The organism is Comamonas sp. HJ-2 (assembly GCF_053615495.1).
Genome location: NZ_JBSIFD010000018.1, coordinates 18324 through 42050, shown reverse-complemented (window position 1 = coordinate 42050; position 23727 = coordinate 18324). Strand labels below are relative to the sequence as shown.

22 protein-coding genes and 2 pseudogenes are annotated in these 23727 nt (G+C 62.0%); 11 read left to right on the top strand and 13 right to left on the bottom strand.

The genetic code is table 11. The annotated features are described in order from the left end of the window. Window positions 1-28: 28 nt before the first annotated feature. Window positions 29-1468: a cardiolipin synthase gene (gene cls, locus ACWGXF_RS15655; protein WP_003062731.1), complete on the top strand. Its 1440-nt coding sequence runs from the start codon at window positions 29-31 to the stop codon at window positions 1466-1468. After that, window positions 1468-2319, top strand: coding sequence for an NAD-dependent protein deacetylase (locus tag ACWGXF_RS15650; RefSeq protein ID WP_051517679.1), 852 nt, complete (start codon window positions 1468-1470; stop codon window positions 2317-2319). Before cls ends, ACWGXF_RS15650 begins: the two co-directional genes overlap by 1 nt. A gap of 385 nt (window positions 2320-2704) precedes the next feature. On the opposite strand, the gene ACWGXF_RS15645 is transcribed toward ACWGXF_RS15650, so the two are convergent. Genes ACWGXF_RS15645 through ACWGXF_RS15635 form a run of 3 tightly spaced genes read right to left on the bottom strand, consistent with a single transcriptional unit; the run spans window position 2705 to window position 5123 of the window. Then, window positions 2705-3121 carry a PaaI family thioesterase gene (locus tag ACWGXF_RS15645; protein WP_427770659.1) on the bottom strand — a complete coding sequence of 139 codons (417 nt, stop codon included), beginning with the start codon at window positions 3119-3121 and terminating at the stop codon, window positions 2705-2707. Between the two features lie 46 nt (window positions 3122-3167). Then, on the bottom strand, window positions 3168-4301 hold the full coding sequence (locus ACWGXF_RS15640) for a thiolase family protein (protein WP_452102091.1): 1134 nt from the start codon (window positions 4299-4301) through the stop codon (window positions 3168-3170). 21 nt (window positions 4302-4322) lie between these two features. Continuing rightward, window positions 4323-5123, bottom strand: coding sequence for an SDR family NAD(P)-dependent oxidoreductase (locus ACWGXF_RS15635; protein ID WP_179626413.1), 801 nt, complete (start codon window positions 5121-5123; stop codon window positions 4323-4325). Window positions 5124-5239: 116 nt separating this feature from the next. Here ACWGXF_RS15635 and ACWGXF_RS15630 point away from each other — a divergent pair, with 116 nt between their 5' ends. After that, on the top strand, window positions 5240-6184 hold the full coding sequence (locus tag ACWGXF_RS15630) for a GlxA family transcriptional regulator (protein WP_229227316.1): 945 nt from the start codon (window positions 5240-5242) through the stop codon (window positions 6182-6184). A gap of 425 nt (window positions 6185-6609) precedes the next feature. On the opposite strand, the gene ACWGXF_RS15625 is transcribed toward ACWGXF_RS15630, so the two are convergent. The 4 genes and pseudogenes from ACWGXF_RS15625 to ACWGXF_RS15610 form a co-directional block, all read right to left on the bottom strand. Further along, window positions 6610-8343 carry a methyl-accepting chemotaxis protein gene (locus tag ACWGXF_RS15625; protein WP_452102090.1) on the bottom strand — a complete coding sequence of 578 codons (1734 nt, stop codon included), beginning with the start codon at window positions 8341-8343 and terminating at the stop codon, window positions 6610-6612. A gap of 414 nt (window positions 8344-8757) precedes the next feature. Next, entirely contained in the window at window positions 8758-9714 is a 957-nt protein-coding gene (locus tag ACWGXF_RS15620; protein ID WP_012838887.1) for an AEC family transporter, read from the bottom strand. Window positions 9715-9852: 138 nt separating this feature from the next. Then, on the bottom strand, window positions 9853-10023 hold the full coding sequence (locus ACWGXF_RS15615) for a DNA polymerase beta superfamily protein (RefSeq protein ID WP_164091450.1): 171 nt from the start codon (window positions 10021-10023) through the stop codon (window positions 9853-9855). Window positions 10024-10073: 50 nt separating this feature from the next. Then, window positions 10074-10475, bottom strand: a pseudogene (locus tag ACWGXF_RS15610) (RtcB family protein); the annotation flags it as partial. On the opposite strand from ACWGXF_RS15610, the pseudogene ACWGXF_RS15605 reads away from it, so the two are divergent. Together ACWGXF_RS15605 and sbcB are read left to right on the top strand one after the other, a co-directional pair. Continuing rightward, window positions 10473-10662, top strand: a pseudogene (locus ACWGXF_RS15605) (sigma 54-dependent transcriptional regulator); the annotation flags it as partial. The pseudogenes ACWGXF_RS15610 and ACWGXF_RS15605 sit on opposite strands and share 3 nt — an antisense overlap. Before the next feature lie 102 nt (window positions 10663-10764). Next, window positions 10765-12204 carry an exodeoxyribonuclease I gene (gene sbcB / locus ACWGXF_RS15600; protein WP_012838885.1) on the top strand — a complete coding sequence of 480 codons (1440 nt, stop codon included), beginning with the start codon at window positions 10765-10767 and terminating at the stop codon, window positions 12202-12204. A 24-nt stretch (window positions 12205-12228) separates the two neighbouring features. On the opposite strand, the gene ACWGXF_RS15595 is transcribed toward sbcB, so the two are convergent. Further along, window positions 12229-13116, bottom strand: coding sequence for a LysR substrate-binding domain-containing protein (locus ACWGXF_RS15595; protein ID WP_039050584.1), 888 nt, complete (start codon window positions 13114-13116; stop codon window positions 12229-12231). A gap of 186 nt (window positions 13117-13302) precedes the next feature. On the opposite strand from ACWGXF_RS15595, the gene ACWGXF_RS15590 reads away from it, so the two are divergent. Together ACWGXF_RS15590 and ACWGXF_RS15585 are read left to right on the top strand one after the other, a co-directional pair. Continuing rightward, window positions 13303-13728 (top strand): VOC family protein, encoded by a 426-nt coding sequence (locus ACWGXF_RS15590; RefSeq protein WP_039050585.1) that lies wholly within the window; start codon window positions 13303-13305, stop codon window positions 13726-13728. Between the two features lie 82 nt (window positions 13729-13810). Beyond that, window positions 13811-14734, top strand: a complete 924-nt coding sequence (locus tag ACWGXF_RS15585) for an amino acid ABC transporter substrate-binding protein (protein WP_039050586.1) — start codon at window positions 13811-13813, stop codon at window positions 14732-14734. A 37-nt stretch (window positions 14735-14771) separates the two neighbouring features. Here ACWGXF_RS15585 and ACWGXF_RS15580 read toward each other — a convergent pair whose 3' ends face one another. Both ACWGXF_RS15580 and ACWGXF_RS15575 read right to left on the bottom strand, forming a co-directional pair. Then, on the bottom strand, window positions 14772-15392 hold the full coding sequence (locus ACWGXF_RS15580) for an HD domain-containing protein (RefSeq protein WP_452102089.1): 621 nt from the start codon (window positions 15390-15392) through the stop codon (window positions 14772-14774). Window positions 15393-15407: 15 nt separating this feature from the next. Further along, complete coding sequence (locus ACWGXF_RS15575; protein ID WP_452102088.1) at window positions 15408-16637, bottom strand: nucleoside recognition domain-containing protein; 1230 nt, start codon at window positions 16635-16637, stop codon at window positions 15408-15410. A gap of 134 nt (window positions 16638-16771) precedes the next feature. On the opposite strand from ACWGXF_RS15575, the gene ACWGXF_RS15570 reads away from it, so the two are divergent. Further along, on the top strand, window positions 16772-17197 hold the full coding sequence (locus ACWGXF_RS15570) for a virulence factor MviN (protein WP_452102087.1): 426 nt from the start codon (window positions 16772-16774) through the stop codon (window positions 17195-17197). Window positions 17198-17204: 7 nt separating this feature from the next. Here ACWGXF_RS15570 and ACWGXF_RS15565 read toward each other — a convergent pair whose 3' ends face one another. Beyond that, entirely contained in the window at window positions 17205-18347 is a 1143-nt protein-coding gene (locus ACWGXF_RS15565; RefSeq protein WP_054075089.1) for a PQQ-dependent sugar dehydrogenase, read from the bottom strand. Window positions 18348-18535: 188 nt separating this feature from the next. Here ACWGXF_RS15565 and ACWGXF_RS15560 point away from each other — a divergent pair, with 188 nt between their 5' ends. Together ACWGXF_RS15560 and ACWGXF_RS15555 are read left to right on the top strand one after the other, a co-directional pair. Then, the gene (locus ACWGXF_RS15560) at window positions 18536-19240 is read left to right on the top strand and encodes a YebC/PmpR family DNA-binding transcriptional regulator (RefSeq protein WP_003053809.1); all 705 of its coding nucleotides are present in this window, start codon (window positions 18536-18538) and stop codon (window positions 19238-19240) included. Between the two features lie 131 nt (window positions 19241-19371). Then, window positions 19372-21246, top strand: a complete 1875-nt coding sequence (locus tag ACWGXF_RS15555) for a hypothetical protein (protein WP_452102086.1) — start codon at window positions 19372-19374, stop codon at window positions 21244-21246. Between the two features lie 42 nt (window positions 21247-21288). Here ACWGXF_RS15555 and ACWGXF_RS15550 read toward each other — a convergent pair whose 3' ends face one another. Next, complete coding sequence (locus ACWGXF_RS15550) at window positions 21289-22248, bottom strand: NAD-dependent epimerase/dehydratase family protein (protein WP_452102085.1); 960 nt, start codon at window positions 22246-22248, stop codon at window positions 21289-21291. A gap of 109 nt (window positions 22249-22357) precedes the next feature. Here ACWGXF_RS15550 and ACWGXF_RS15545 point away from each other — a divergent pair, with 109 nt between their 5' ends. Further along, window positions 22358-22813 carry a MerR family transcriptional regulator gene (locus ACWGXF_RS15545; protein ID WP_452102084.1) on the top strand — a complete coding sequence of 152 codons (456 nt, stop codon included), beginning with the start codon at window positions 22358-22360 and terminating at the stop codon, window positions 22811-22813. Here the strand turns inward: ACWGXF_RS15545 and ACWGXF_RS15540 are convergent. Continuing rightward, entirely contained in the window at window positions 22798-23484 is a 687-nt protein-coding gene (locus ACWGXF_RS15540) for a type 1 glutamine amidotransferase domain-containing protein (RefSeq protein WP_452102083.1), read from the bottom strand. The genes ACWGXF_RS15545 and ACWGXF_RS15540 overlap by 16 nt on opposite strands. Between the last annotated feature and the right edge of the window lie 243 nt (window positions 23485-23727).

The window sequence follows — 23727 nt, the reverse complement described above, 5'->3', positions numbered from 1 at the left end:
CAGGAGTGTGCAATTGGACTGGATAGCAATGCAGCTGAGCCACGAGAGCGTCAAGCTCTGGCTGTCCGTGGGCTGGTCGCTGTATGTCGTCGTGGTAGGCATCTGGATTCTGCTGCAGCGCAGTCAGCCGATTGCCACACTGAGCTGGCTGTTGTCCATGGCTGCGTTACCTGTGGTGGGTCTGCTGGTCTATTACTACTTCGGTCCGCAACGCATGAAGCGCCAGCGTATCAAGCGGCTGCGCTCGCGCAAGCGTTCGCGTGTGCGCAACAGCATGCAAAAACTCAGGGAACGCATTCCGGCCCAGCAGGAGCGCCTGCGTCAGGTGGCACGGCTGGTTGGCATGACCAGCGATTTCCCGGTCAGCACGGCCACTTCCATGCAGTTGCTGGTGGGGGGCGCGGCGACCTTTGATGCGATTGCCGAGGCCGTGAGCGCAGCACGCCACCACGTGCATCTGGAGTACTACATCTACGAGCCCGATCAGACCGGCACGGCCTTGCGTGATCTGCTGATCGAGAAAGCACGTGCAGGCGTGCAGGTGCGTTTGCTGGTGGATGCTCTGGGCTCCAAGAAGCTGGGGCGAAAGTTTCTGGAGCCGCTGCAGCAGGCCGGGGCTGAAGTACTGCGCTTTCACGATGCCAAGATAGGGCGGCGGCTGCGACCCGTGGTCAACTTCCGTACCCACCGCAAGATTCTGGTCTGCGATGGAAAAGTGGGCTTTACGGGCGGTGTGAACGTCACCGATGAAGAGAACGAGCGCATTTGTGACGATGCTTATCATGACGTGCATATCCGGGTCGAAGGCTCCGTCGTCAACTGGCTGCAGACAGTGTTTCTCGAGGACTGGGCCTACACCCGCAGCGACGATCCGCACCGGCTGCCCAACGATCTTGACGATCTGCTGCCAGATTGCGAAGACGGCCCCATCCCCATGCAGGTCGTGACCTCGGGGCCTGACGACCAGTTGGACGCCATCTATCGCTCCTATCTGGCGGCCATCAACGCGGCACAGCAACGCATCTTGCTGACCACGCCTTACTTTGTGCCGACCGAAGGCGCGCTGACGGCTCTCACCAATGCTGCACTGCGCGGTGTGGAGGTCCGCATTCTGGTGCCGAAGAAGTCTGATTCGCTATTGGTGACGGCCGCTGCGCGCTCCTATTTTGACGAGCTGATTCGCTGTGGAGTGCATATCTATGAATATGCGGCCAGCATGCTGCACTCCAAGACCTTGGTGGTCGATGACAATATGGCGATGATCGGCACGGCGAATTTTGACTATCGCAGCTTTTTCCTCAACTACGAGGTCTGTGTGATTGGCTACGGGCCAGAGCTGAATCAGGCCATCGCTGCGCAGTTCGAGGCTGACCTGGGCCAGGCTCGAATGGTGCAATATCGAAGCGAAAAAGGTCTGCGGCGACGGCTGGTCGGTTCCGTGGCCCGATTGACATCGCCGCTGCTGTAATGAGTGAAACCTTGAACCATTGTGTGGATGCTCTGGCGCTGTGGCGCCTGCAGGACTGGCTGCATGCGCACCCGCGTGTGGTAGTCATTGGTGGCGCCGGCTGCAGCACCGAAGTCGGCATCCCTGACTACCGGGACCGCAACGGACAGTGGAAGCGCCCCCAGCCCGTGACCTATCAGGCCTTCATGGGCGATGTGCTGGTGCGTCAGCGCTACTGGGCGCGTTCCATGCTGGGCTGGCGCGTGATGGGTCAGGCGCGGCCCGGTTCCGCCCATCAGGCACTGGCGCGACTGGAGCAGCAAGGCCGGCTGGAGTTGCTGATCACCCAGAATGTCGATGGCCTGCATGATGCGGCCGGCAGCCTGAACATCGTGGACCTGCACGGGCGCATCGACACCGTGCGCTGCATGGACTGCGACAAGCGCTCTGCTCGTGCCGATCTGCAGCAGCGGCTGCTGGAGCTGAACCCGGCCTGGGTTGAACTGTATGCAGCACCGGCGCCCGATGGCGACGCCGATCTGGAAAACCAGGACTTCAGCCGCTTTGTCGTGCCGGCCTGCCCACATTGCGGAACAGGCCTGATCAAGCCCGATGTGGTGTTCTTTGGCGAGACCGTGCCGCGTGAACGCGTGCAGACCTGCATGGCGGCAGTGGCCAGGGCCGACGCCGTGCTGATCGCAGGCTCTTCATTGATGGTCTATTCGGGTTACCGTTTTGCGCTGGCTGCACATGAGCAGGGCAAGTCCATCGTGGCCATCAATCAAGGCGTGACAAGGGCCGATGCATTGCTGGCTTTCAAGGTAGAGGCCGATGTGGGTCAGGTCCTGATGGGCCTGATCGAGGCAAGCTAGCTCACTCCCCCCGCGCCTCGTTGAAGTAAAGGATGGTGGCATGCCTCTGGTGTCGCCGATCACGGTCTCGAGTTCGGCGCCACCGGTCTGGTGGAAATCGTGGCACAGCAGCGGCGCATGGCTGCGCTTCATGAAGCGGCGGGGAGTGCCAAGAGATTTTGTGTGCCGCCATAGAGCCGCAGCCCCAGCGTGAAACTCATGGCGGAGCTCGCGTTGAGCGCATAGCTGCCGGAATGTACGGTGCAGGTATTCTGGTTTCTGCGAGTTCGGGGAGCGCGTCTTGCGCGTCGGCTCAGTTGATTTTCGCACTTCCGTTTTCACCCTGGGAGCCATCGATTTCTGTGGGATGTTTTAGGCTGCCGACTCAAACGCGGCAAGGACCTAGTCACCAGAGCACGATCTGCGAACAGCGGAATAGCGATAGCCTACGCCCCTTGTCATCGAACAAGGTGGCCGACCACACCTGCGTTGTCCTCCCCAGATGTTCGGCCACGGCCTCCACGTGCAAGATTCCTTGCTTCGCAGTACCAAGGAAGTTGGATTTCAGCTCCAGTGTCGTGAATCCTTTCGCGCCCTCCGGTAGATGCGCCAGGGTCGCATAGCCGGCGCAGGTGTCGGCCAGCATCACCTGCGTGGCGGCATGTAGAAAGCCATTGGGAGCCATCATCCACGGCGCAATAGTCAGCTCCATGGTCATGCGGCCTTCGGCAAGTGCCAGCGGCCGCGCGCCAAAGGTATCGGGCAGTGTGCCGCGCTGGCGTTCAAGCAGACTGTTCAGGGTTTCGGTGCTACGGAGCATCATGGTTTCCTTGAGTGGAGTTGAAGTCCTGGTCTCTGTCGATACGAGCTCACAGTCTCTCCAGCACCGTAGCAATACCTTGCCCACCGCCGATGCATTGGGTGGCCAGGGCATATCGTCCCTGCCGTCGTGAAAGCAAGGCAGCTGCCTTGCCCGTGATGCGCGCACCAGTGGCGCCAAGTGGATGACCGATGGCCAGTCCGCCGCCGTCAATATTCACGGTCGCCATGTCCAGGCCGAGGTCTTGGATGCAGGCCAGCGCCTGTGACGAAAAAGCTTCGTTGATCTCAACCACATCCAGATCGGCCACAGTGAGACCGGCACGGGCCAGAGCCTTGCGCGTGGCAGGGATCGGGCCTATTCCCATGATCGCAGGGTCCACTCCCACGGTCGCGAAGCTGCGGATGCGCGCCAGTGCCTGCAGACCATGGCGTTCGGCAAAATCGTCGCGGGTGACCAGCACGGCCGCAGCGCCATCGGTCAACGGCGACGATGTGCCCGCCGTGACCACGCCATCAGGTCTGAAGGCGGGCTTGAGCCCGGCCAGGGCCTCCAGTGTGGTGGCGGGGCGTATGCAGCCGTCGGCATCCAGCAGCTCTCCATCCGGTAAATGAATAGGCACGATTTCATCGACCAGCAGACCCTGGTCGCGCGCAGCGGCGGCTTTCAGATGGGATTGCAGTGCCAGCAACTCCTGGTCGGCGCGGTTCACTCCCCATCTCTGCGCCACGTTTTCCGCCGTTTCGCCCATTGAAATGTAGGCGTCGGTATTTGCCTGCAACAGTGGGTTCGGGGAGAAGTTGAAGCCGCCCTGCGGAACCATCGTCATGGATTCCACGCCCACACAGAGGAAGGCGTCGCCCATGCCGGCCTCGATCTGTGCTGCAGCGATATGCACGGCCTGCATCGACGAGCCGCAAAAGCGGTTCACGGTCATGCCGCCCACGGTTTCGGGCAGGCCGGCCAGCAGGCCGACGATGCGCGCCAGATTGTTGCCTTGTGCGGCCTCGGGGTAGGCACAGCCGAGGATCACATCCTCCAATAGTGCAGGATCCAGGTCGGAGCGCTTCAGCAAAGCCTGCACAACCTGGGCGGCCAGCGTGTCCGGCCGGACCTCGGCGAGGCGGCCTTTGCGGGCGAATTGGAATGGCGAGCGTGCATAAGCTGCAATAACGGCTTTCATGACTTGGGCTCCTTGCGATGGTCAGTGCGCGGCGGCGTAGCGCTGGGCGACGATGTTGCTGGACAGCTGGCCTGCCATAGCTCGGCGTGCGGCCTCATAGGCATCCCACTTCTCGCCAGCATGCAGCGAGGGGATGGAGACCTTTTCTCCTCGCTCAAACCCCAGCAGTGCTGCATCGACGAGGTCTTCGGCGCTCATCACGATGCTTGCATCCAGGTTCTCTACCGGCAATCCACCGATGGCCCAGAAGTCCGTGGCCGTAGCACCAGGCAACACTGCCTGCACCCGAACACCTTTGTCGGTCAACTCATGCTGAAGAGACTGACTGAACGCCAGCACAAAAGCCTTGCTGGCACCGTAGACGCCATTCAGGGTCTCAGGGGAGATGGCGACGATGGACGCAATGTTGATGATCGCTCCGCGTCCACGAGCCACGAAGCCAGGAGCCGCCGCATAGGCCAGCCGCATGGGCACCGTGGCATTCAGGTCGACCATGCGGGTCATCTTTTCAACGTCGCTGTGCAGCAAGGGGGTATGTGTGCCCATGCCCGCGTTGTTGACCAGCAAGGTGATGCTGGCGTCCGTGCGCAATTGCTCTTCCACGCGTGCCAGTTCATTGCGGTCGTTCAGGTCGGTTGGCAGGACTTCTACCGCACGGCCGGTGCGAGTGCTGATGCTGCTCGCCAGCGCGTTCAGCTGTTCGCGGTTGCGGGCGACCAGGATCAGGTCATAGCCACGCTGAGCGAGCTTTTCTGCATATAGCGCACCGATGCCGCTGGATGCCCCGGTAATGAGGGCGGTACCGAGATGGGTTTGTGCCATGGTGAAACTCCTTGAGGTTGATGGATGTTGTCCATGGCCTGAATGGTGCGATGTGCGGGGTTTGTCGTAAATGACGTATATAGTCATGAAAAAGGACATTGGAAAGGACGTTTCTTATGCACCGCATCGGTTACATGCTGCCGGAAGGCTTCCAAGTCATGGCGCTGGCCACCCAGGCTGTGTTCGAACTCGCCAACCTGATGGTGGAGAAGCCCTTTTATGAGGTGGAGACCTATGCGATGAGTGGTACGGCCCGAGCTTCGGCAGGACTTGCATTGCAGGCAAAGCCCCTCACCGCACACAGCAGGGCAGACACCTGGCTGGTTGCGGGCAACCTCACTCCAAGGGACTTCGCTCCGGCACCGGAACTGATCCGGCTGCTGAGCAAGGTGGCGGTATCCGCGCGGCGCGTGGCCGGTCTGTGCACGGGCGCTTTCCTGCTGGGCGACGCGGGCCTGCTTGACGGGCGCCGCGCCACCACGCACTGGTATTGGGCCGAGGCCTTGCAGCAGCGCCACCCACAGGCGCAGATTGAGGCCGACCGCATATACATCGCCGACGGACCGATCTGGACCTCTGCCGGTATGACAGCGGAGATCGACCTGGCGTTAGCGCTGGTGGAAAAAGATCTGGGCGCGAAGGTTGCACGGTCGGTTGCACATCGCCTGGTCATGCACCAGCGCCGCTCGGGAGGACAGTCACAGCATTCGGAGATGCTCAAGCTAGCACCCAAGTCAGACCGTATCCAGCAGGCGTTGGAGCATGCACGGCGCAATCTTTCTCAAGCACTGAGTGTGGAAGAGCTGGCCGAGGCTGCCAGCTTGAGTCCGCGCCAGTTCAGCCGGGTGTTCACGGCCGAGACGGGCCAGTCCCCCGCCAAAGCCGTGGAGGGCCTTCGGCTAGAAGCCGCGCGGCTGATGATTGAGGGCAGTCGGCATCCGCTGGAGGTGATTGCTCGGGAGACAGGTTTTCGTGACCGGCGCCATATGCGCGAAGCCTTCCTGCGTGGCTTCGGCATGCCGCCACAGGCCGTACGGCGCGAAGCTCGGGTGGAACTGTAAAACGTCTGTGCAGGTTCCGTGAAACGCGTAACTTGCAGCTTGCGTGGAGCGACCAGCTGGACCCCGAGCCAACGGCCATGATGGCAATCTGTGAACTGCGAAGTACCGCCGCAGCCGGCGGGATATGCGAGTACTTGGATGTCTGCTCTAGTGCGGGGAGGCGGTTCCCCCAGAATCCCGATCTATCATCGTCTCGAATAAAAACAGAGTTGCTGTCAGAGGTGATGACTGGCGGGCATCACGCAGGGCTGGCCGTTGTAATGCTCCCAAGGAGCCGCTGGCAGCAGGTCCTGGTGTGTGGAGTTGCTCATCGTCTACGCATATCTGCTGCCAAGCACTGAGTTATGCAACGACACCGATAGGTTCAAAAAGCGGCAGGCTTGACGCCTCACCGCCTTTGCTCACGGATCCGCTCGGAAGCTCCTTCAAAAAGTTTCCCAGTCATCGCCATTCTTATTCGTGGCCTGCTGTGTTCCAGCGATAGCAACCGGGCGACGCAGCACAGGGGACTTGGTGGCCATGAGGGGCTTTGGAGGCGACTCCGATACCTTTGCCACTGTGGCCGTTTTTGTCGGGTTGACCGACGCTGCCTGCATTGCGGCAGAGGCATGTTGCTCGTGCTCTGACAACTTGAAGACTGCCACCGCGTCGACCAGCGATTGTGCTTGGTTGTGCAAGCTGCTGGCTGCAGCAGCCATTTCCTCGACCAAGGCTGCGTTCTGCTGCGTGGTTTGATCCATTTGGGTGACGGCTTCCCCAATCTGGGCCATGCCCGAGCTTTGCTCATGGCTGGCAGCGCTGATTTCACCCATGATATCGGTGACGCGCCGAATGGCTGTGACCACACCGGTCATGGTCTCGCCAGCTTTGTCCACGAGCAAGGAACCCTGTTCCACGCGCTGGACACTGGTGGTAATGAGCTGCTTGATCTCCTTGGCGGCCTCAGCCGAGCGTCCAGCCAGAGCCCGCACTTCGCTTGCCACCACTGCAAAGCCTCGTCCTTGCTCGCCGGCGCGGGCAGCTTCGACGGCGGCATTCAAAGCCAGAATATTGGTCTGGAAAGCGATGCCATCAATGACAGCGATGATGTCGGAAATCTTGTGGCTGCTTTCATTGATGCTCTTCATGGTCTCCACTACCTCTGCGACCACTTCACCGCCCTGTGTAGCTACAGAGGATGCATTCACTGCCATCTGATTGGCCTGGCGTGCGTTGTCGGCATTCTGTTTGACCGTCGCACTCAACTGCTCCATGGACGCAGCAGTTTGCTCAAGAGCACTTGCTTGCTCTTCTGTGCGGCTGGATAGGTCGTTATTGCCCATGGCGATCTGAGCGCTGCCCGAAGCAACTCCCTGAGCATTGCCGCGCACCGCCGACACCGTGCTCACGAGGCTGTGTTGCATGCGTTGCAACGCACTCAGCAGTTGACCGGTTTCATCCTGAGATTTCACCGTGATCTGGCCGCTGAGATCGCCTCCGGCCACTCGGTCGGCTGCTGCCATGGCCTGGGACAGGGGGCGGGTGATGGAGCGAGTGATCGTGATGGCAAGGGTCACCGCTAGAAGAATGGCGATTGCACTTGTCGCCAACACTTCCTGGAACAGGTTGTCGGCAGCAGCTTCTGCCTTCTGGCTGGCCACGTCGGAGCTTTGGGTCTGGTGATCCAGCATGCTGCGGATGACCCGCTGATATTCGAGCTGGTTGGGGCGCAGCTGGGCTTCCAGCAGCCTCAGCGCTTCATCTCTTTGGCCCTGATCGATCAGTCCAAGATATTCATCGCCGGATTTGAGGAAGGCCAGACGGCGCAGCTTCAGTTCCTCCAGCAGCGATTGGCCCAGGCCCGAGTGAGTGTGCTTGCCCAGGGAGTCCATTTCTGCAGCCAGCTCCGTGCGGGTCTTCTGAATCATGGCACGTGCCGAGGTCTGGAGCGTCTCCGTGGAAAAGATCGCGAGGTTGCGGAACTGAATCGCCTGTTCATTGGCGCCATCCGTGATGGTGTTCAGAGTGCGAATGATCGGGATTTGCTTCTGGGTGATGTCGGTGAGGGCTGAGCGCTGAGTCGACGACCCCCAAAGTGCAACCCCTCCCAGCACTAGTATCAGCACCATCAATGTCATGAACGAGAAAGTCAGCCGGGTGGAAATTTTCAAACGATCCATTTCGCGCGCCTCCTTTAGCAGCCAATGCCTTCGGTTTGAGAGCTCGTGTCAGTTTGTGTCCATGCATTCAAATTGTAACTTTTTGCAAGTTCCAGAGGCACCTTTTTATGAGTGATTGCGGCTTCTGAGCGACAGAGCCCGGGTCCTTGCCTTCTTCCTCCTTGCCGAACCGTATGGGCGCTGTTTCCTGTCTACAGATTTGCGTCATCCCGTCCTGCACTTTGGCGTAGCCGCCCGGACGCCAAAGCCAAGCTTTTCTTCAGGGCAGGTCGAGATCTGCTCCACCTTTCGCTGGCCGGCTCCTGACCGGTTCATTGCCATGTTTCAGCCAATGCCGGAGTGCCATGCGCCGGCAGAGCAAGACTGAGCTCCGATAGAGTCAGGGTGGATATGCGCCGAGGACTACCTTGATGACTATGTCCCATGCAAGACGTGCAGCAGCATCAGCAGCAGCGGCATGGTCACCAGGGCCAGCAGTGTGGAAAGGGCAATGCTGGCCACCACCTCATCCTCGGCAACCCGGTAGCGCTGGGTGAAGAGCAGTGCGTTGGCACCCACAGGCAAGGCCGAGCAGATCAGCATCACGCCCATGGCCGGGCCGCGCAGCTGAAGTGTCCAGGCGCAGACGAGAAACACAAGTGGGTGCACCAGCGATTTGACCAGCGTGATGCGCATCGCGGGTCGCCAGTAAGCTCCGATCCTGGTGTAGGCCAGCGTGATGCCGACGAGCAGCAACGCCATGGGGCCCATGGCCGAGCCCAGCATCTTGAGTGAGGTATCAAGCACGTCAGGCAGAGGCCAGCCGGTCAATGACCACAACAGGCCAGCCAGAATCGGCAAAGGCACAGGGTGGATGATGCTATTGCGCACTGCCTGCCAGACAGTGCGCCCCATGGACCGTTTGTTGTGGGTGTCGTCCGCATGTTGTTCACGGGAGGATGCCAGCTCGAACACCATGGTCGCGGCCGTCAGCAATACCAGGGCATGCACCGAGATCAGGGTGAACAGCGTCACCAGTCCCTGCTCGCCAAAGGCCAGGCCCACGAGCGGTACGCCGATCATGGCTGCATTGCTGAACATGCTGGCCAATCCGCGCGCTGCAGCCAGCGTGTTGAAGCCGTAGACCAGCATCGTTGTCACGAACACGATGATGGCTGATAGGAAATACACGCCAATCGGACGGTAATCCAGTTCGCCGACATGGACCTGAGCCATGGTGCGAAACAGCAGTGCAGGCAGAAGCAATAGGAACACAAGGTTGGACATGTCCTTGACTGCTGCCTGCCGCACCAGCCCGACACGCGCCAAGCCAAACCCCGTACCGATCAACGCAATCACCGGTAGTAGTGCCGCTATTGCGGAACCATTCATTCAACTCTCCAACAAAACCGAATCGCTGCTTGCACCTTGCTCCAAGCTTGAGCATATGCACTTCTCGGGCGCTGAGCTTAACTCTTGTGCCTACTCGTTTTCGGAGCCTGCTTTCTCTGCGCGCTATCGCACAACCTGCTAAATGAGCAAGTCTTGGTTGCTATTGGGCGAGGTGAAGCCCCAGCCTGGCTTGCCCGACTCTCCGGCAAGCAGCACCGTCATATCGTGCCTTTGTTGGAGTGCGGCGGCGCGCATGACTTCCAATAGCAGGTGCGCGCCTGGAATGGCTTTCTGTTCAATGGCTTGCACGATGGACCTACTTTCTGGCGATGAGGCGTGAGTCCATGTTCCCGCCTCATTCAACCCTTGACGCTGAGGGTATGGTGCACTTCCACCAGGTCCTTCTGGGCGGCCATGACGGCATCGATGTCCTTGTAGGCCATCGGGATCCCGTCGATCATGTCTTTCTTGGCCTTGATCCGATCGGCCACCGAGTGCAGCTTCTTGGCCTGGGTGCGGCGCCTCACGCGGCCCGCGCCGTGGCTGCAGCCTTCAAAGCTCTCGGGGTTGTCCAGGCCGCGCAAGATGTAGATGCCCGTCTCGCCGCGCCTGGCGCTCTCTGCACCCTTGCGGGTGATGAATACATCCTCGCCAAAGGGACGCTCCTTCTGCGCATCGTTGTGGTGGCAGTGCATGGCTTGCGCATGGCCTGGCAAGCACCTGGCGTGCGGTGGCATCAGGTTGGCCGTCATCACTTTCTGTTTGACCGCTTGCAGCTGCAGCCCGTCATCACCGTCTGCCGCGCATCGACCACGCTGTCCGATGCAGGCTGCAAGTTGTTTGACCAGGTGCGCCACCAAAAAAAGCCTGGTCAACGATGCAGACCGGCTGCGCAAATTTCTGCACAAATTGGGTTTGAATTGGGAGCAGCTCAAACAATCATATTGATAGCTGCTTGCGTTTTATCCATAAGCGCTAAAGGCCAAAAAGGGCTTTAAGTTGATGGACTGAGCCGCAAGCTGTGCCGGTTCGCAGGCATACTTCGGGCCCATGGCTCATACCTTCTTCTGGCACGACTACGAAACCTTTGGCGCCCAGCCGCGCTACGACCGTCCCGCGCAGTTTGCGGGCATACGCACGGATGACCAGCTCAACGAAATCGGCGAGCCCGTGATGTGGTACTGCCAGCCGGCCAATGACTATCTGCCAGACCCGCAATCCTGTCTGATCACGGGGATCACGCCCCAGCGGGCGCTGGAGGAAGGGGTTGCCGAGCATGAGTTTGCAGCGCTGATCGAGGCCGAGCTGGCGCAGGCCGGCACGGTGGGCGTGGGCTACAACACCATTCGTTTCGACGACGAGATCACGCGCTTCATGTTCTGGCGCAATCTCATCGACCCTTATGCGCGCGAATGGCAGAACGGCTGCGGCCGCTGGGATTTGCTCGACGTGGTGCGCATGGTCTATGCGCTGCGTCCCGAAGGCATTCAGTGGCCGACCAAGGAAGACGGTACGCCCAGCTTCAGGTTGGAAGACCTGGCCCGCGCCAATGGACTGCTGCACGAGCAGGCCCACGATGCGCTGAGTGATGTGCGCGCCACGATTGCTCTGGCCCGACTGATTCGCGAAAAGCAGCCGCGCCTGTTTGACTTTGCCTTTGGACTGCATAAAAAGGACGGCGCTCTGCGCGAGATGGGCCTGCCCGCCACGCAGGAGCACGCGCGCCCGTTTCTGCATGTGACCGGCATGATCAGCCCCGCGCGTGGCTGTCTGGGCGTGATGTGGCCGCTGGCCACACATCCCACCAACAAGAACGAAGTCATCTGCTGGGATCTGGCTGCCGACCCGGCCGAGCTTTCGGGCATCAGCATCGAAGAGCTGCGCCTGCGCCTGTTCACGCGTCAGGCCGAGCTGCCCGAGGGCGTGACCCGCCTGCCCATCAAGAGCATCCACGTCAACAAGTCGCCCATGGTGGTGGGAAGCCTCAAGACCCTGAGTCCCGCGATGGCCGAAAAATGGGGCGTGGACATGGAGCTGGCGATGCAGCATGCGGCGATTGCCCGTGACCTGCCCGATATGAGCGCGCAGTGGAAGGCCGTCTTCACGCGCGAGGCTGGCGAGCCGCTGGATGCCGACCAGGATCTGTATGGCGGCTTTGTGGGCAATGAGGACCGTCGCCGTCTGGAGCGCATCAAGCGCCTCTCGCCCCAGGAACTGGCGCTGGACAAGACCGGCTTTGACGATGCACGCCTGACAGAGCTGGCCTGGCGCTACCGTGCGCGCAATTTCCCTCAGACGCTCGATGCCGGGGAGCTGCTGCGCTGGGAGCAGCACCGCGCCGCCTGCCTGATCGAAGGACAGGGCGGGGCGCGCACGGCGGAGCAGATGTTCACCATGATCGATGCGCTGTCGGAATCCGTGGACGAGCGCGGCGAGGAGATTCTGGGCGATCTCTACGACTACGGCAGCAATCTGGTTCCCGAAAGCTGAGCGTAGCCGTTCAATTGAGCCACATCAGCGCTCCTGCGGCAGGCTGCGCCTGGCAAGCTCGGCGAGCAGGGCGATGAGCACCCGCGCCGGCTCGCTCAGGTGCCGCTCGGCGCGATGCACCAGGCCCACGTCGCGGTGGAAGGTGTGCGCCCCCAGGTCGATGGCGCGCACGGCCGCAGGCCAGCGGCGCTGCGCCGCGGTCTGGGGAACCAGGGCCACGCCCACGCCGTTGGACACCAGCCTGACGATGGCCTCCAGCTCGTCGGCTTCGCACACCTCCTTCAGCGTGAAGTGCATGCTGCGCAGGAAACGGTCCACCTGACGGCCACCGAACGAGGCCCGGTCGTAACGTATGAAGGGCTGGCTGGCCAGCAGCTCGGCCCAGTCGTCGCCCCGGGTGGCGCGCGGCACCAGCAGCCGGAAAGGCTCGTGCGCCAGCGCCGTCCAGCGCAGATCGCTTTGCAGCGCAAAGGGCGGGCGTATCAGCGCGGCCATGTCCAGCTCGCCCGCATCCACCAGATTCATGAGTTGCAGCGACACGCCGGGAATGATGCGTGTTCGGCATTGGGGGAACTGCTGGTGGAGTCTGGCCAGCGCATCGGGCAGCAGTGAGCGCTGCAGCGATGCGATGGAGCCCAGCTGCACGGAAATGCTGGCGGGCTGACCCTGTCCCGAAGAACCCAGGTTGGCGTACAGCCGCAGCAGCTCCTGCGCCTGCAGCAGCACCTGCTGCCCCATCTTGTTCAGGCGGGCCGTGCGGCCGATGCGGTCGAACAAGGCGAACCCCAATTCACTTTCCAGGCGCTGCATTTGCGCGCTGACGGCGGCCTGCGTCAAACCTATCCGGTCGCCCGCCGCGGCGAAGGTGCCTTCGCGGGCTACGGCGATGAAGGTGTTCAGCTCTTTCAACATTCATAAATTTTATTTGTGAATTTGAGAAAAATATATTGATTTTGTTTTTTATCAAGGATTTCTACGATGGCTGCAGTCTCAGGCATGTGCCGGGCCCGTAGCGACGCTGGACATCGAGGTCCGATGCAGCCAGGCCTTGCCCGCAGGCTTTTCCCTCGACCCCATAACGATTTCCGGAGTTTCCCCATGAGCCTGTCTCCCTTTCACTTGGCCATTCCCGTGTATGACCTGTCCGCGGCGCGCCGTTTCTATGGCGAAGTGTTCGGCCTGCCCGAAGGGCGCTCCAGCACGCAGTGGGTGGACTTCGACTTCTACGGCCACCAGCTGGTGATTCACGAGCATCCCAAGACTGTCTCCCAGGACAACGCCCACACCAATCCGGTCGACGGCCACGACGTCCCGGTGCCGCACTTCGGCATCGTGCTCGCATGGCCGCAATGGGAAGCCCTGGCCGAGCGCCTCAAGTCCTTTGGCACCGAATTCGTCATCGAGCCCTATATCCGCTTCAAGGGCCAGGTGGGCGAGCAGGCCACCATGTTCCTGCTCGACCCCTGCGGCAATGCGCTGGAGTTCAAGGCTTTCAAGGACATGAGCCAGCTGTTCGCCAAGTAGGCAGCGAGATGCGTCCGGGCCTGTTCCCGCAGCGCTCGCAAAACGGTGTTTTTCTCCAGGCAAGAACAAAAAGGATTGAACGATGAAAGTCATATTGAGCCATATCGTCATGGGTGCGGCAGCCTGCCTGGCCGGCGCAGCGCAGGCCGAGACGCTGGACAGGATCAGGGATACGGGTGTGGTGACCATGGGTGTGCGCGAGGCCTCGGGCACCATGTCCTACACCCTGGGCAACGGCAAGTACGCGGGCTTCCATGTGGAGCTGTGCGAGAAGGCGCTGGCACGCATGCAGCAGCAGTTGAAGCTGCCGCGACTGGAGATCCGCTACCAGATGGTGACGGCGCAAAACCGCGTGCCCTTGGTCGCCAACGGCACGGTGGATGTGGAATGCGGCACTACCACCAACAATGCGGCGCGCCAGAAGGAGGTGGCGTTCGCGCCCACGGTCTACATGGAGGAGGTGCGCACGGCAGTGCGCAAGAGCTCGGGCATCACCGAGGTGGCGCAGCTCAAGGGGCGCAAGGTGGCCGCGACCACGGGCGCCACGGCCGTGACCCTGCTCAGGCGCTTCAGCAAGGAAAAGAGCGTGGACTTCAATGTGCTGATGGCCAAGGACAATGCCGAATGCTTCGTCCTGCTGGAGACGGGACGCGCGGATGCCTGCGTGGCGGACGGCCAGATCCTGGCGTCGGGGCTGTCGCGGCTGCGTGATCCGGGGCAGTACGCCATCGTGGGTGAGCCCTTCAGCGTGGAACCCATTGCCATCATGCTGGACAGGAAGTCGCCTGAATTCAAGAAGCTGTTCGACGCCCAGATCCGCGAGATGGCATCCAGCGGCGAAGTGGCCGCGCTCTACGACAAGTGGTTCATGAAGCCCGTGCCACCGACGGGAGTGGCCATCAATTTGCCGGCATCGGAGGCGACGCGCGCTGCCTGGGCCGCTCCCAGCGACAAGCCGCTGGAGGACTATGTGGCGGTGCGCCTCGTGGTGGGCCGCACGCAATAGCGTCAGGCCATGGCGCGAATGACGACGCCCGCCCGTCCTAGGCCACGGCCCGCTGCAGATTGCTGCGGGCCTGCTGCTCCAGCAGGGCGTGGAAGTGCGAGGTGGCGTAGATGGTCTTGCGCTGAAGAAAGCCCTTGAGCACCTGCCTTCGCTTGAGCGCATAGATGGGGCGCGGCACCCAGGCGTATTCGGCCCGCACCTGGGTGTCGTACTCGGCAAACCGGCTGGGGGCGGCGCCGAGGATGGCCAGGTCGATGTCCACGAGCAACCGGGCCTCATCGTCTTCGGGCGTGGATTCATGACAGGTGGCCATGATGAGGGCGTGCACGCGCCGGCAGGTGGCCTCGCCCACGCCGTTGTCGTCCAGGACCTGGACAGCCCAGCGTGCGCTGCGCAGTTCATTGTCCTTGCCCTTGACGTCGTAGATGGCGTCATGGAACCAGAGCGCGATCTCCACTTCGCCAGGGTGCCGGGCCTGGTACGCCACGGTTTCGAAATGCGCCAGGCATTCGCTCAGATGCTGCAGCGTGTGATAGTGGCGCTGCGGCTCGGCGTAGGAGGCCAGAATGGCCTGTTGCAGGCCTTGGGGCGGCGTGGCGTGAAGCGCCTGCCAGGCTCGCCGCCAGGAGCGCTCTAAGAGGGGGTCTGAAGCTGTCATGCGGTTTCCCGGACATCAACCAAAAAAGCGATAGCAAACCACGATGGCCGCCACCACGCCGGCCAGCTCGGCCACCAGCGCGCAGGGCACGGCATGGCGCGCGCGCTGAATGCCCACGGCACCAAAGTACACGGCCAGCACGTAGAACGTGGTTTCGGTGCTGCCCTGAATCGTGGCTGCGGCCAGAGCCGCAAAACTGTCCACGCCCTGGCTTTGCATGGTCTCAATCAGCATGGCGCGGGCCGCACTACCCGAAAAGGGTTTGACCAGCGCCGTGGGCAGGGCATCGACAAAGCGGGCGTCCAAGCCCAGGACGTCCACCGTCCAGCGGATGGCCGACAGCGCATATTCCAGTGCCCCCGAGGCGCGAAACACGCCCACGGCGCAAAGCATGGCGACCAGATAGGGCAGCAGGTTCCTGGCCACATCGAAGCCCTCCTTGGCCCCCTCGATAAAGCTGTCGTACACGGCCACCTTGCGCAGCGCGCCTAGGCCCACGAACAGCACGATCAGCGCAAACAGCGTGAGGTTGCCCATGAGCGAGGAAAGCTGGGCCAGCGCCGCCGCGCTGAGCGTGGCCAGAAAAGCCATGAAGGCTGCCAGCGCCAGCCCCACGGGCACCAGATAGGCCAGTACCACGGGACTGAACAGGGGCAGCCGCTGCATGAGTGCAACGCTGAACAGGCCCACCAGCGTAGAGGCGGAAGTGGCCAGCAGAATCGGCAGGAAGACCAGCGTCGGATCGGCCGCACCCTGTTGCATGCGGTACATGAAGATGGTGACCGGCAGCAGCGTCAGCGACGAGGCATTGAGCACGAGAAACAGAATCTGCGCATTGGTCGCGGTGTCGGGCTGCGGGTTCAGCTCCTGCAGAGCACGCATGGCCTTGAGGCCCATGGGCGTGGCAGCGTTGTCCAGCCCCAGCCCGTTGGCAGCAAAGTTCAATGTGATCAGGCCCAGTGCTGGGTGACCGCGCGGCACCTCGGGCATGAGCTTGGCAAACAGCGGGCCCAGCATTTTTGCCAGCCATTCGACCACGCCCGCCTTTTCTGCAATGCGCAGAAAGCCCAGCCACAGCGTGAGCGTGCCAAACAGCAGCACCATTACTTCGACCGACAGCCTGGCCATGGCAAACAGAGCCTGCACCATGGATGAGAACACATCTGCCTGACCGCCCAGCAGCCACTGCGCGAGCGCAGCAGCCGCTGCCACGAGAAAAAAACCGAGCCACAAGGCATTGAGCATATGAGCGCCTGTTCTGTACTGCTGCCGATTGTGGCGCGAAACCGGGGCTGCAATGGCACACTGTGGCTCCTTGGTTGCCCGGGTGAGCATGGCGGGCCCTCAGATGTTTTGAATCAGACAGGGACAGTGGACGGATGACAGCAAAGCAAGTTCTCTGGGCGCAGCCCTATGGCAAGGGGTTGGCCCTGTTGATGTGTCTGTTCGGTTTTCTTGGCCTGATGAGCGGATGGATGTTGCTGGAGGCCGACTTTTCCGACGGCTGGCGTACTGGCGCAAGGATTCAGTGGGCGCTGGTGTTGCAGGCCATGCTGGCGCTGAACTCGGCCATGTGCTTCACGCTGGTGTGGCTGCTGTGGACGCGCAATCGCGCGGCTTTGCTGCTGGGCGCTCTTTACGTGGTGCTCGGCGTGGTCAGCCAGGTTGGCATGTTCTGGTATGTCAGCAGGCTTGGCAGCCAGGTCGATATGCTGTCGCTGGGCTTGTGGCTGGGAGAGGCCATCTTCTGGCTCTGCATAGTGGGCTATCTCTACTGGCTCAAAAGCCGCGGCGTGCTGCGCTGATCCGAGCTCAAGGCGTTGCCAGCACGCGCATCAATTGCCCATTGGATGAATCGGTAAGCAGGTACAGCAGGCCGTCCGGTCCCTGGCGCACATCGCGTACGCGCTGGCCCAGGCGTGGCAGCAGCACTTCAGTGGCGGTGACCCTGCCATCGGCAATCTGCAGGCGCTGCAGCTGCATGGCCTTGAGCGCACCCGTGATGAAGGAGCCTTTCCAGGCCACGCCATAGCGCTCGCTGCTCAGATAGGCGAGCCCCGAGGTGGCAATCGACGGTACCCAGTAATGCCGGGGTTGTTCCATGCCCGTCTTTTCGGTGATGCCGGCACCGATCTTGCCGCCGCCATAATTTTCGCCATAGGTGATGACGGGCCAGCCGTAATTCTTGCCCGGCTCGATGCGGTTGAGTTCATCGCCGCCCTGCGGGCCATGCTCTGTCATCCAGAGTTCGTCATCCGGCCCCAGTGCGGCGCCCTGGCTGTTGCGGTGGCCATAGCTCCAGATCTCGGCCAGCGCATCGGGCCTGCCCACAAGGGGGTTGTCGCGAGGCACGCTGCCATCCTTGTTGACGCGCACGATCTTGCCCAGATGGGTCTGCAGGCTCTGGGCCTCCTGCATGGCCTTGTAGCGCTCGCCCAGGCTCAGAAACAGCGAGCCGTCGGGCTTGCCGTTCACCTTGCGCTCCACGATGCGGCAGCCGAAGTGCAGGGCCGAATCGATCTTGGGGCGCTGGCTGAACAGAATCTGCACGTTTTCCAGGGCGCTGGCGTCGGCTGAAAGCCGCGCTTTGGCCATGGCCGTGCTGTTCTTGCCTCGGTCTGGTCCCTGACCCGGTTCCGAGAAGCAGAAATAGAGCTGGCGGTTGCTGGCAAAGTCGCTGTCCAGCACCACGTCCAGCAGGCCGCCTTGCCCGGCTGCGGCGATGGCGGGAAGGCCTTTGAGAGGGGTGTTGAGCCTGCCCCCGGCCTCCACAATGCGCATGCGGCCAGGGCGCTCCGTGACCAGGTAGCGTCCGTCCGGCAAAAAGGCCAGTGCCCAGGGGTGCTCCAGCCCCGTTGCCACGGTTTGCGTGCCCAGCTCGGCGGCCGCCAGGGCTTGCGAGCCGAGCAGGGCCAGCACGCTGCAGCTCAGGGCTTGAACGGTGATGCGGTACATGTTTTCTCCTCTTCGGTGCTGGGCGACTGCGCGCTGTTTGCCTGTGTTTATGACCTGGGCTTGATGCAGTTTGCCGACAAAAGATTGCGCGCAGGTGTATAAATCCGGCTTTTGCTCGCCGCAGTTTTGGCGGGCGGCTTGTGTGTGCACAACGCAGGCTTGGACCATATTCAACAAGGAACGCAGCCATGGGCGCGCAATGGAAAGCAAAGGGCAAGGCGCTGGTCGCCGATGCCAAGGGTAAGCTGTTTGGCAAGCTGGTCAAGGAAATCATGGTTGCTGCCCGTCTGGGCGGCGGTGATCCTGCAGCCAATTCGCGTCTGCGCATGGCGGTGGAAGCGGCCCGCAAGGCTTCCATGCCCAAGGACACGCTGGATCGCGCCATCAAGAAGGGCGCCGGCGTTGGTGCCGACGCCGTGAACTATTCCAGCGTGTTGTTTGAAGGCTATGCCCCTCATCGCGTGCCCGTGATGGTGGAATGTCTGACCGACAATCCCAATCGCACGGCTCCCAATATGCGTGTCTGCTTCCGCAAGGGCCAGATGAGCGCCGTGGCCTGGGATTTTGACCATGTGGGCATGATCGAAGGCGAGCCTGAAAACGGTGCCGACGTTGAAATGGCCGCCATCGAAGCCGGCGCGCAGGACTTCGAAGCTGGTGAAGAAGAAGGCACCACCCTGTTCATTACCGATATTGCCGATCTGGACGCCGTGAGCAAGGCTCTGCCCGCGCAAGGCATCAAGGTGCTGTCGGTCAAGCTGGGCTACAAGGCCAAGAACCCCATCAGCATGAGCAGTCTGTCTGCCGAGCAGCAGGAAGAAGTGCAGGAATTCCTGGCCGGTCTGGAAAACGACGACGACGTGCAGCATGTCTACGCAGGTCTGGTGGACTGAAGTCATCGCAGCATGGCAAAACGAGCGGCCCCGGGGCCGCTCTTTTTTTTGCCCCGAGTCGTCCCGGGCCAGCGGCCCGGCAGCCGCTTTCTATACTGCAAGCCTGCTGAACTGTCTTGTGGATCGACTTCATGGTTTTCTTACCTCGCATTCCCGCGCCTGTTTCCCTGACCGCGATGGCGGTGGCCTTGTTGCTGGCGGGCCCTGCGCCGCAGGCGGCCGAGCCTGAAAGGCAGACGGGGGTTGCGCGACAGGCGGATTCGCCTGCCGAACAGGATTCGCCTTTTTTCAGGCAGCGCCGTGCCGTGGTCGAGGCCGCACAGGGCAAGCGTTGGGACGATGCCGTTGCCCAGGCGCGCAAGCTGCTGGACATGACGCTGCCGCGCGGCAATCCTTACGAGCAGCTCGATGCCTCCGGTTTGCTCTACGCCTTGCTTTATCAGCAGGAACAGTATGCGCAGGCCGTGTTGCAGACCGACCGGATGATGGCTCTGGCCGCGGCCGAGGGCTACGACCCGGTCAGCGGTCAGATGCAGGCGCTGATACAGCGCGGTCTGACGGCCGCCATGATGGCTGGCGATCAGGGCGCACTGACTCGCTATCTGCAGGCGCTCAAGCAGGAGTCCAAGGCTTTTGCGCCGCTGTGGCAGTGGAATACGGCAGACCAGCAGCTGCACTACCAGGCCGCGCAGCTCAGCGTGCCGCTGGTGCAGGGGCGCTGGGTACTGGTCCAGCTGGAGCCGGCCCTGGATCGCAAGGATGTCGCGAGCCTGGAGTACGTCTATCTGAAGCCCGATGGCAGGCGCCTGCGGGTCCGCATGCGGCTCGGTTATGACGATGGTCTGAAAGACATGGATGCTGCAGGCAGGGAGAAATTGTTGCAGCAGAAGCGCACCATTTTTGCCGGCGAGCAGACGCCCGAGCCTGGGCTCAGGTTGCCGGCCCTGCCGTTCGGCGACGCCGTGCAAAGCCAGCAGGCCAGCCGCGAGAAAAGAGAAGAGGGGAGGCCCGACATCCTGCACCTGGACTGGGGTCTGGTGCGCGGCAACTGGAATCTGAACCTGCACGCCGAGCAAATGGACAGCGAGCGTGATAGCGCGCTGCAGCAGTTGCCCCTGCTGTGGCAGACCATGCAATGGCCCAAAGCGCCCGAGCTGCCGCCAGAGCTACCGCGCCAGGAGCGCGAGGTGAGCCACGCCTGGCGGGTCGATGACGATTGGTCCAGGGCCGGTCAACTGGCCCGCGCGGCCTTGGCCGATGCGCAGTTCCCCGCCGAGCTGGCACGCCTGAATACGGTGGCTGGCATCTCGGCCTTCAAGGCCGGTCAGCAAGCCGAGGCTGGCCGCTATCTGGATCAGGCACTGCAGGCCTGGCCCTATGTCAGCCTGTTCAGGCTGGAGTCCGAGCTGGTGGACCTGGCCCAGCAATATGGAGCCGAGCTGGCAGCGCAGCAGGGTCGCGACGCCGATGCCGCGCGACTGATGCGCCAGTACCTGCGCAATGCTGGCGGGCTGCAGAACATCTGGGTGCAGGCCAGTGACCCGCAGGTGGCCGATCTGGAAAATCGGCGCACCGGCATGGTGCTGCCCATGCGCGCGGCGGGCTTTCATCTGCAGGAGCCACGGGACTCGCAGCGCATGATGTACCGCGATCTGATGACCGGGCAGCAACTGGGCCTGACCACGGGGCTGAAGATCCCCGAGTCCGACGAAGCGCAGGAAAAGCTGTTGCGTACCGCGCTGGAAAAGCAGTTCCGCCTGAAGGCGGGGAGCTTGAAGAAGCGTAGCTTCACTGCGCAGACGCGCTCCAGGGACCGCCGGCCTGAAGGCCGCGAATGGACGTTTGAAGTGAGCCCGCAGGAGAGCAGGCCGGGCGTAGCTCCCGTCAAGCGCGTCGTCTTCTGGATGGTTGACCAGGGCGCAAGCCGCGCCATCCTGCGCGCCTCGGTGGCGAGTCCGCGCGAGCAAACCCGGGCCGAGCAGCTGGCCCAGGCGCTGAGCTGGTAGCCTTTTAGCTATTAATGCTTATTTGATAGCTGCATGCGCAAGCTAGGTAAGGGATTGCTGCTGATTTTGCTGAAATTCATCGGCAATCAGCGCCAGCCCCTGCCGGTAGCTGGTGACGGCAAACGTTGGAAATGCCTGCTTGAACTTGCTGGAGTCAAACAGATTGTCGTGGGCATAGCGGGGCAGCAGCTCTTGCAGCTCGGCCACGGGTTTGGAGATCAGGCCGGCTATGTTCAGTGCCCAGCGGGGCAGCCGGTGATGGCGGGAAGACCGGAAAGAGCGACCAAAACTCTGGCTGGCCCAGTCGATCAGCAGTTTGTAGCTGGGACGCTCATCGTCGCATGGCAGGTGCCAGGTCTGGCCGTAAGCATCGGGCGTGTTGCCCAGCAAGGCCAGCGAGCGGCTGGCATCGGGCGTCCAGATCAGGGTGCGCAGACGGTCGTCTCGCACTGGGGCCAGCGGGGTCTTGCCGGCCTTGAGCCTGTCAATCACCAAGGTGTTGGTAATGCTCTGCGTCAGGGCCGGGCCGTAGAACTCGGGGGCGCGGGCAATCAGCACGGGAATCTCACCGCGCGCCATCTCGGACAGCACCATCTCGGCCATGGCGGCGCGCACCCGGCCTTTGCGCCCCACAGGGGAAAACGCCGTCTGCTCGGTCTGCAGCTGCGCGTTCTGCGGGTACATATAGGTGTTGTCGAAGTAGACAAATGGGGCGCCTGCAGCGCGGCTGGCCGCCAGGGCGTTGTGCAGCATGGTTGGAAACTGCTGCTCCCAGAGTTGCGTATCGGGAGGCAGGCCTGCGGTGAAATACACCACGCCGCTGCCCTGAACCGCCCTGGCAGTCTGCTCGGCATCGAGCAGATCGGCGGCTTCGAGCAGGTCCGTGTCATGTATCTTGCGCGGCCTGCGGCTCACCAGCTTGAGCTCATCGCTGTAGTTGCGCTTGAGTTCGCGCGCCAGCTCGGTGGCGATCTGCCCGTTGGCGCCCAATATGGTCTGCATTCCTGCTCCTAGATGAATAGCTTCATCAGCCTTGATGACCGGGAATGACTCAAGCGTAAGCTTGAAGCTTGGTTTAAGGTCAAGCGCAGATTGCGCGAGAATGGTGGACATGAAGATCGGAGAACTCGCCCAGCGCACAGGTCTTGCTGCATCGCGCATTCGCTTTTACGAACGCATCGGTTTGCTGAGCGCTGCCCAGCGCCAGGCCAACGGCTATCGCAGCTATCCCGAGGAGACGGTGCTGGCGCTCAGGTTGATTGCCACGGCGCAGCGGGCCGGCTTCAGCCTGCAGGAGCTGCGCCAGTTGCTGCCGGGCGATCTCGAGCAGTGGCAGCATGACGAGTTGCTGGCCACACTGCATCGCAAGCTGCAGAGCATCGACCTGATGCTGGCACAGCTGACGCAAAATCGAGCCGAACTGGGCGAGCTGATCGCCCAGATCGAGGCCAGACCCGAAGACATGGACTGCGCCGGCAATGCAAGGCGCGTGCTGTCGCAAATGCGCTTGCTGGGGCGGGAGGGGGACGGGGAGGCGGCGGGCCAGCCCGCTCAGTCCAGCAACTGAGCCACCTGCAGGGCAGTGGCACGGGCCGACTGCGGGTTCTGCCCGGTCACCAGCCTGCCGTCCGTCACGACCTTGGAGACAAAGGGCAGCCAGGCTTTCTCATACCGTGCACCGCGCTGGCGCATCAACGCTTCGGCGTTGTATGGCACTTGGCCGGCCACGCCGGCCAGTCTTTCTTCCAGCCAGGAAAAACCAGTCAGCCTGCGTCCGGCGACCAGCAGCGAGCCGTCGGACAGGCGGGTTTCGAGCAGACCGCAATAGCCGTGGCAGACCGAGGCAACGACGCCACCGCGCTCATGGATGTCGCGCGTGATGCGCTGCAGTCCCAGAGAGGATGGAAAGTCCCACATCACTGCATGGCCGCCAGTGAAATAAATGGCATCAAAGTCTCGCGCATCCACGGCATCAGGCGCAGCCGTGTTGGAGAGCAGGGCCATGCGCGCTGCATCCAGCAGCCATGACTTGGCCGTGGCATCCCGGTTCGGCCATCTCAGCGAGCGCGGCTCCAGCGGCGAGTGGCCACCCAGCGGGCTGACCAGGTGCTGCGCATAGCCCCGCCGGGCAAAGACTTCCCAGGCATGGCTGAGCTCCGACAGCCACAGTCCGGTGGGCTCGGCAGGGTCATCGTAATGGGCGACGTTGCTGACGACGTGAAGAATGCGACGAGGCATGGGGCGTCTCCTGTGGCTCCCAACTTAAGCTTGAAGTGCAGTTCAATGTCAAGCATGCGATGTGCTTGAGGTATTCCTGTTTTGATAGCTTTCATCGCTTTATGAGTAAGGGATTTGGCTGTTTTTATTGATATTTTCCGAGCTGCGCTGCCAGCCATCCCGCTTTGTGATGGGGGCGGGCCCCAGCCTGGCTGCTGTGGCTGGCTTTATGCGTTAAGTTTCAAGATGCTGTCCCTGAGTGTG

Excerpts from the sequence above, each read along its gene's own strand:
- cls (WP_003062731.1), top strand. The coding sequence starts at position 29 with ATGCAGCTGAGCCACGAGAGCGTCAAGCTCTGGCTGTCCGTGGGCTGG.
- ACWGXF_RS15650 (WP_051517679.1), top strand. The coding sequence starts at position 1,468 with ATGAGTGAAACCTTGAACCATTGTGTGGATGCTCTGGCGCTGTGGCGC.
- ACWGXF_RS15645 (WP_427770659.1), bottom strand. The coding sequence starts at position 3,121 with ATGATGCTCCGTAGCACCGAAACCCTGAACAGTCTGCTTGAACGCCAG.
- ACWGXF_RS15640 (WP_452102091.1), bottom strand. The coding sequence starts at position 4,301 with ATGAAAGCCGTTATTGCAGCTTATGCACGCTCGCCATTCCAATTCGCC.
- ACWGXF_RS15635 (WP_179626413.1), bottom strand. The coding sequence starts at position 5,123 with ATGGCACAAACCCATCTCGGTACCGCCCTCATTACCGGGGCATCCAGC.
- ACWGXF_RS15630 (WP_229227316.1), top strand. The coding sequence starts at position 5,240 with ATGCACCGCATCGGTTACATGCTGCCGGAAGGCTTCCAAGTCATGGCG.
- ACWGXF_RS15625 (WP_452102090.1), bottom strand. The coding sequence starts at position 8,343 with ATGGATCGTTTGAAAATTTCCACCCGGCTGACTTTCTCGTTCATGACA.
- ACWGXF_RS15620 (WP_012838887.1), bottom strand. The coding sequence starts at position 9,714 with ATGAATGGTTCCGCAATAGCGGCACTACTACCGGTGATTGCGTTGATC.
- sbcB (WP_012838885.1), top strand. The coding sequence starts at position 10,765 with ATGGCTCATACCTTCTTCTGGCACGACTACGAAACCTTTGGCGCCCAG.
- ACWGXF_RS15595 (WP_039050584.1), bottom strand. The coding sequence starts at position 13,116 with ATGTTGAAAGAGCTGAACACCTTCATCGCCGTAGCCCGCGAAGGCACC.
- ACWGXF_RS15590 (WP_039050585.1), top strand. The coding sequence starts at position 13,303 with ATGAGCCTGTCTCCCTTTCACTTGGCCATTCCCGTGTATGACCTGTCC.
- ACWGXF_RS15585 (WP_039050586.1), top strand. The coding sequence starts at position 13,811 with ATGAAAGTCATATTGAGCCATATCGTCATGGGTGCGGCAGCCTGCCTG.
- ACWGXF_RS15580 (WP_452102089.1), bottom strand. The coding sequence starts at position 15,392 with ATGACAGCTTCAGACCCCCTCTTAGAGCGCTCCTGGCGGCGAGCCTGG.
- ACWGXF_RS15575 (WP_452102088.1), bottom strand. The coding sequence starts at position 16,637 with ATGCTCAATGCCTTGTGGCTCGGTTTTTTTCTCGTGGCAGCGGCTGCT.
- ACWGXF_RS15570 (WP_452102087.1), top strand. The coding sequence starts at position 16,772 with ATGACAGCAAAGCAAGTTCTCTGGGCGCAGCCCTATGGCAAGGGGTTG.
- ACWGXF_RS15565 (WP_054075089.1), bottom strand. The coding sequence starts at position 18,347 with ATGTACCGCATCACCGTTCAAGCCCTGAGCTGCAGCGTGCTGGCCCTG.
- ACWGXF_RS15560 (WP_003053809.1), top strand. The coding sequence starts at position 18,536 with ATGGGCGCGCAATGGAAAGCAAAGGGCAAGGCGCTGGTCGCCGATGCC.
- ACWGXF_RS15555 (WP_452102086.1), top strand. The coding sequence starts at position 19,372 with ATGGTTTTCTTACCTCGCATTCCCGCGCCTGTTTCCCTGACCGCGATG.
- ACWGXF_RS15550 (WP_452102085.1), bottom strand. The coding sequence starts at position 22,248 with ATGCAGACCATATTGGGCGCCAACGGGCAGATCGCCACCGAGCTGGCG.
- ACWGXF_RS15545 (WP_452102084.1), top strand. The coding sequence starts at position 22,358 with ATGAAGATCGGAGAACTCGCCCAGCGCACAGGTCTTGCTGCATCGCGC.
- ACWGXF_RS15540 (WP_452102083.1), bottom strand. The coding sequence starts at position 23,484 with ATGCCTCGTCGCATTCTTCACGTCGTCAGCAACGTCGCCCATTACGAT.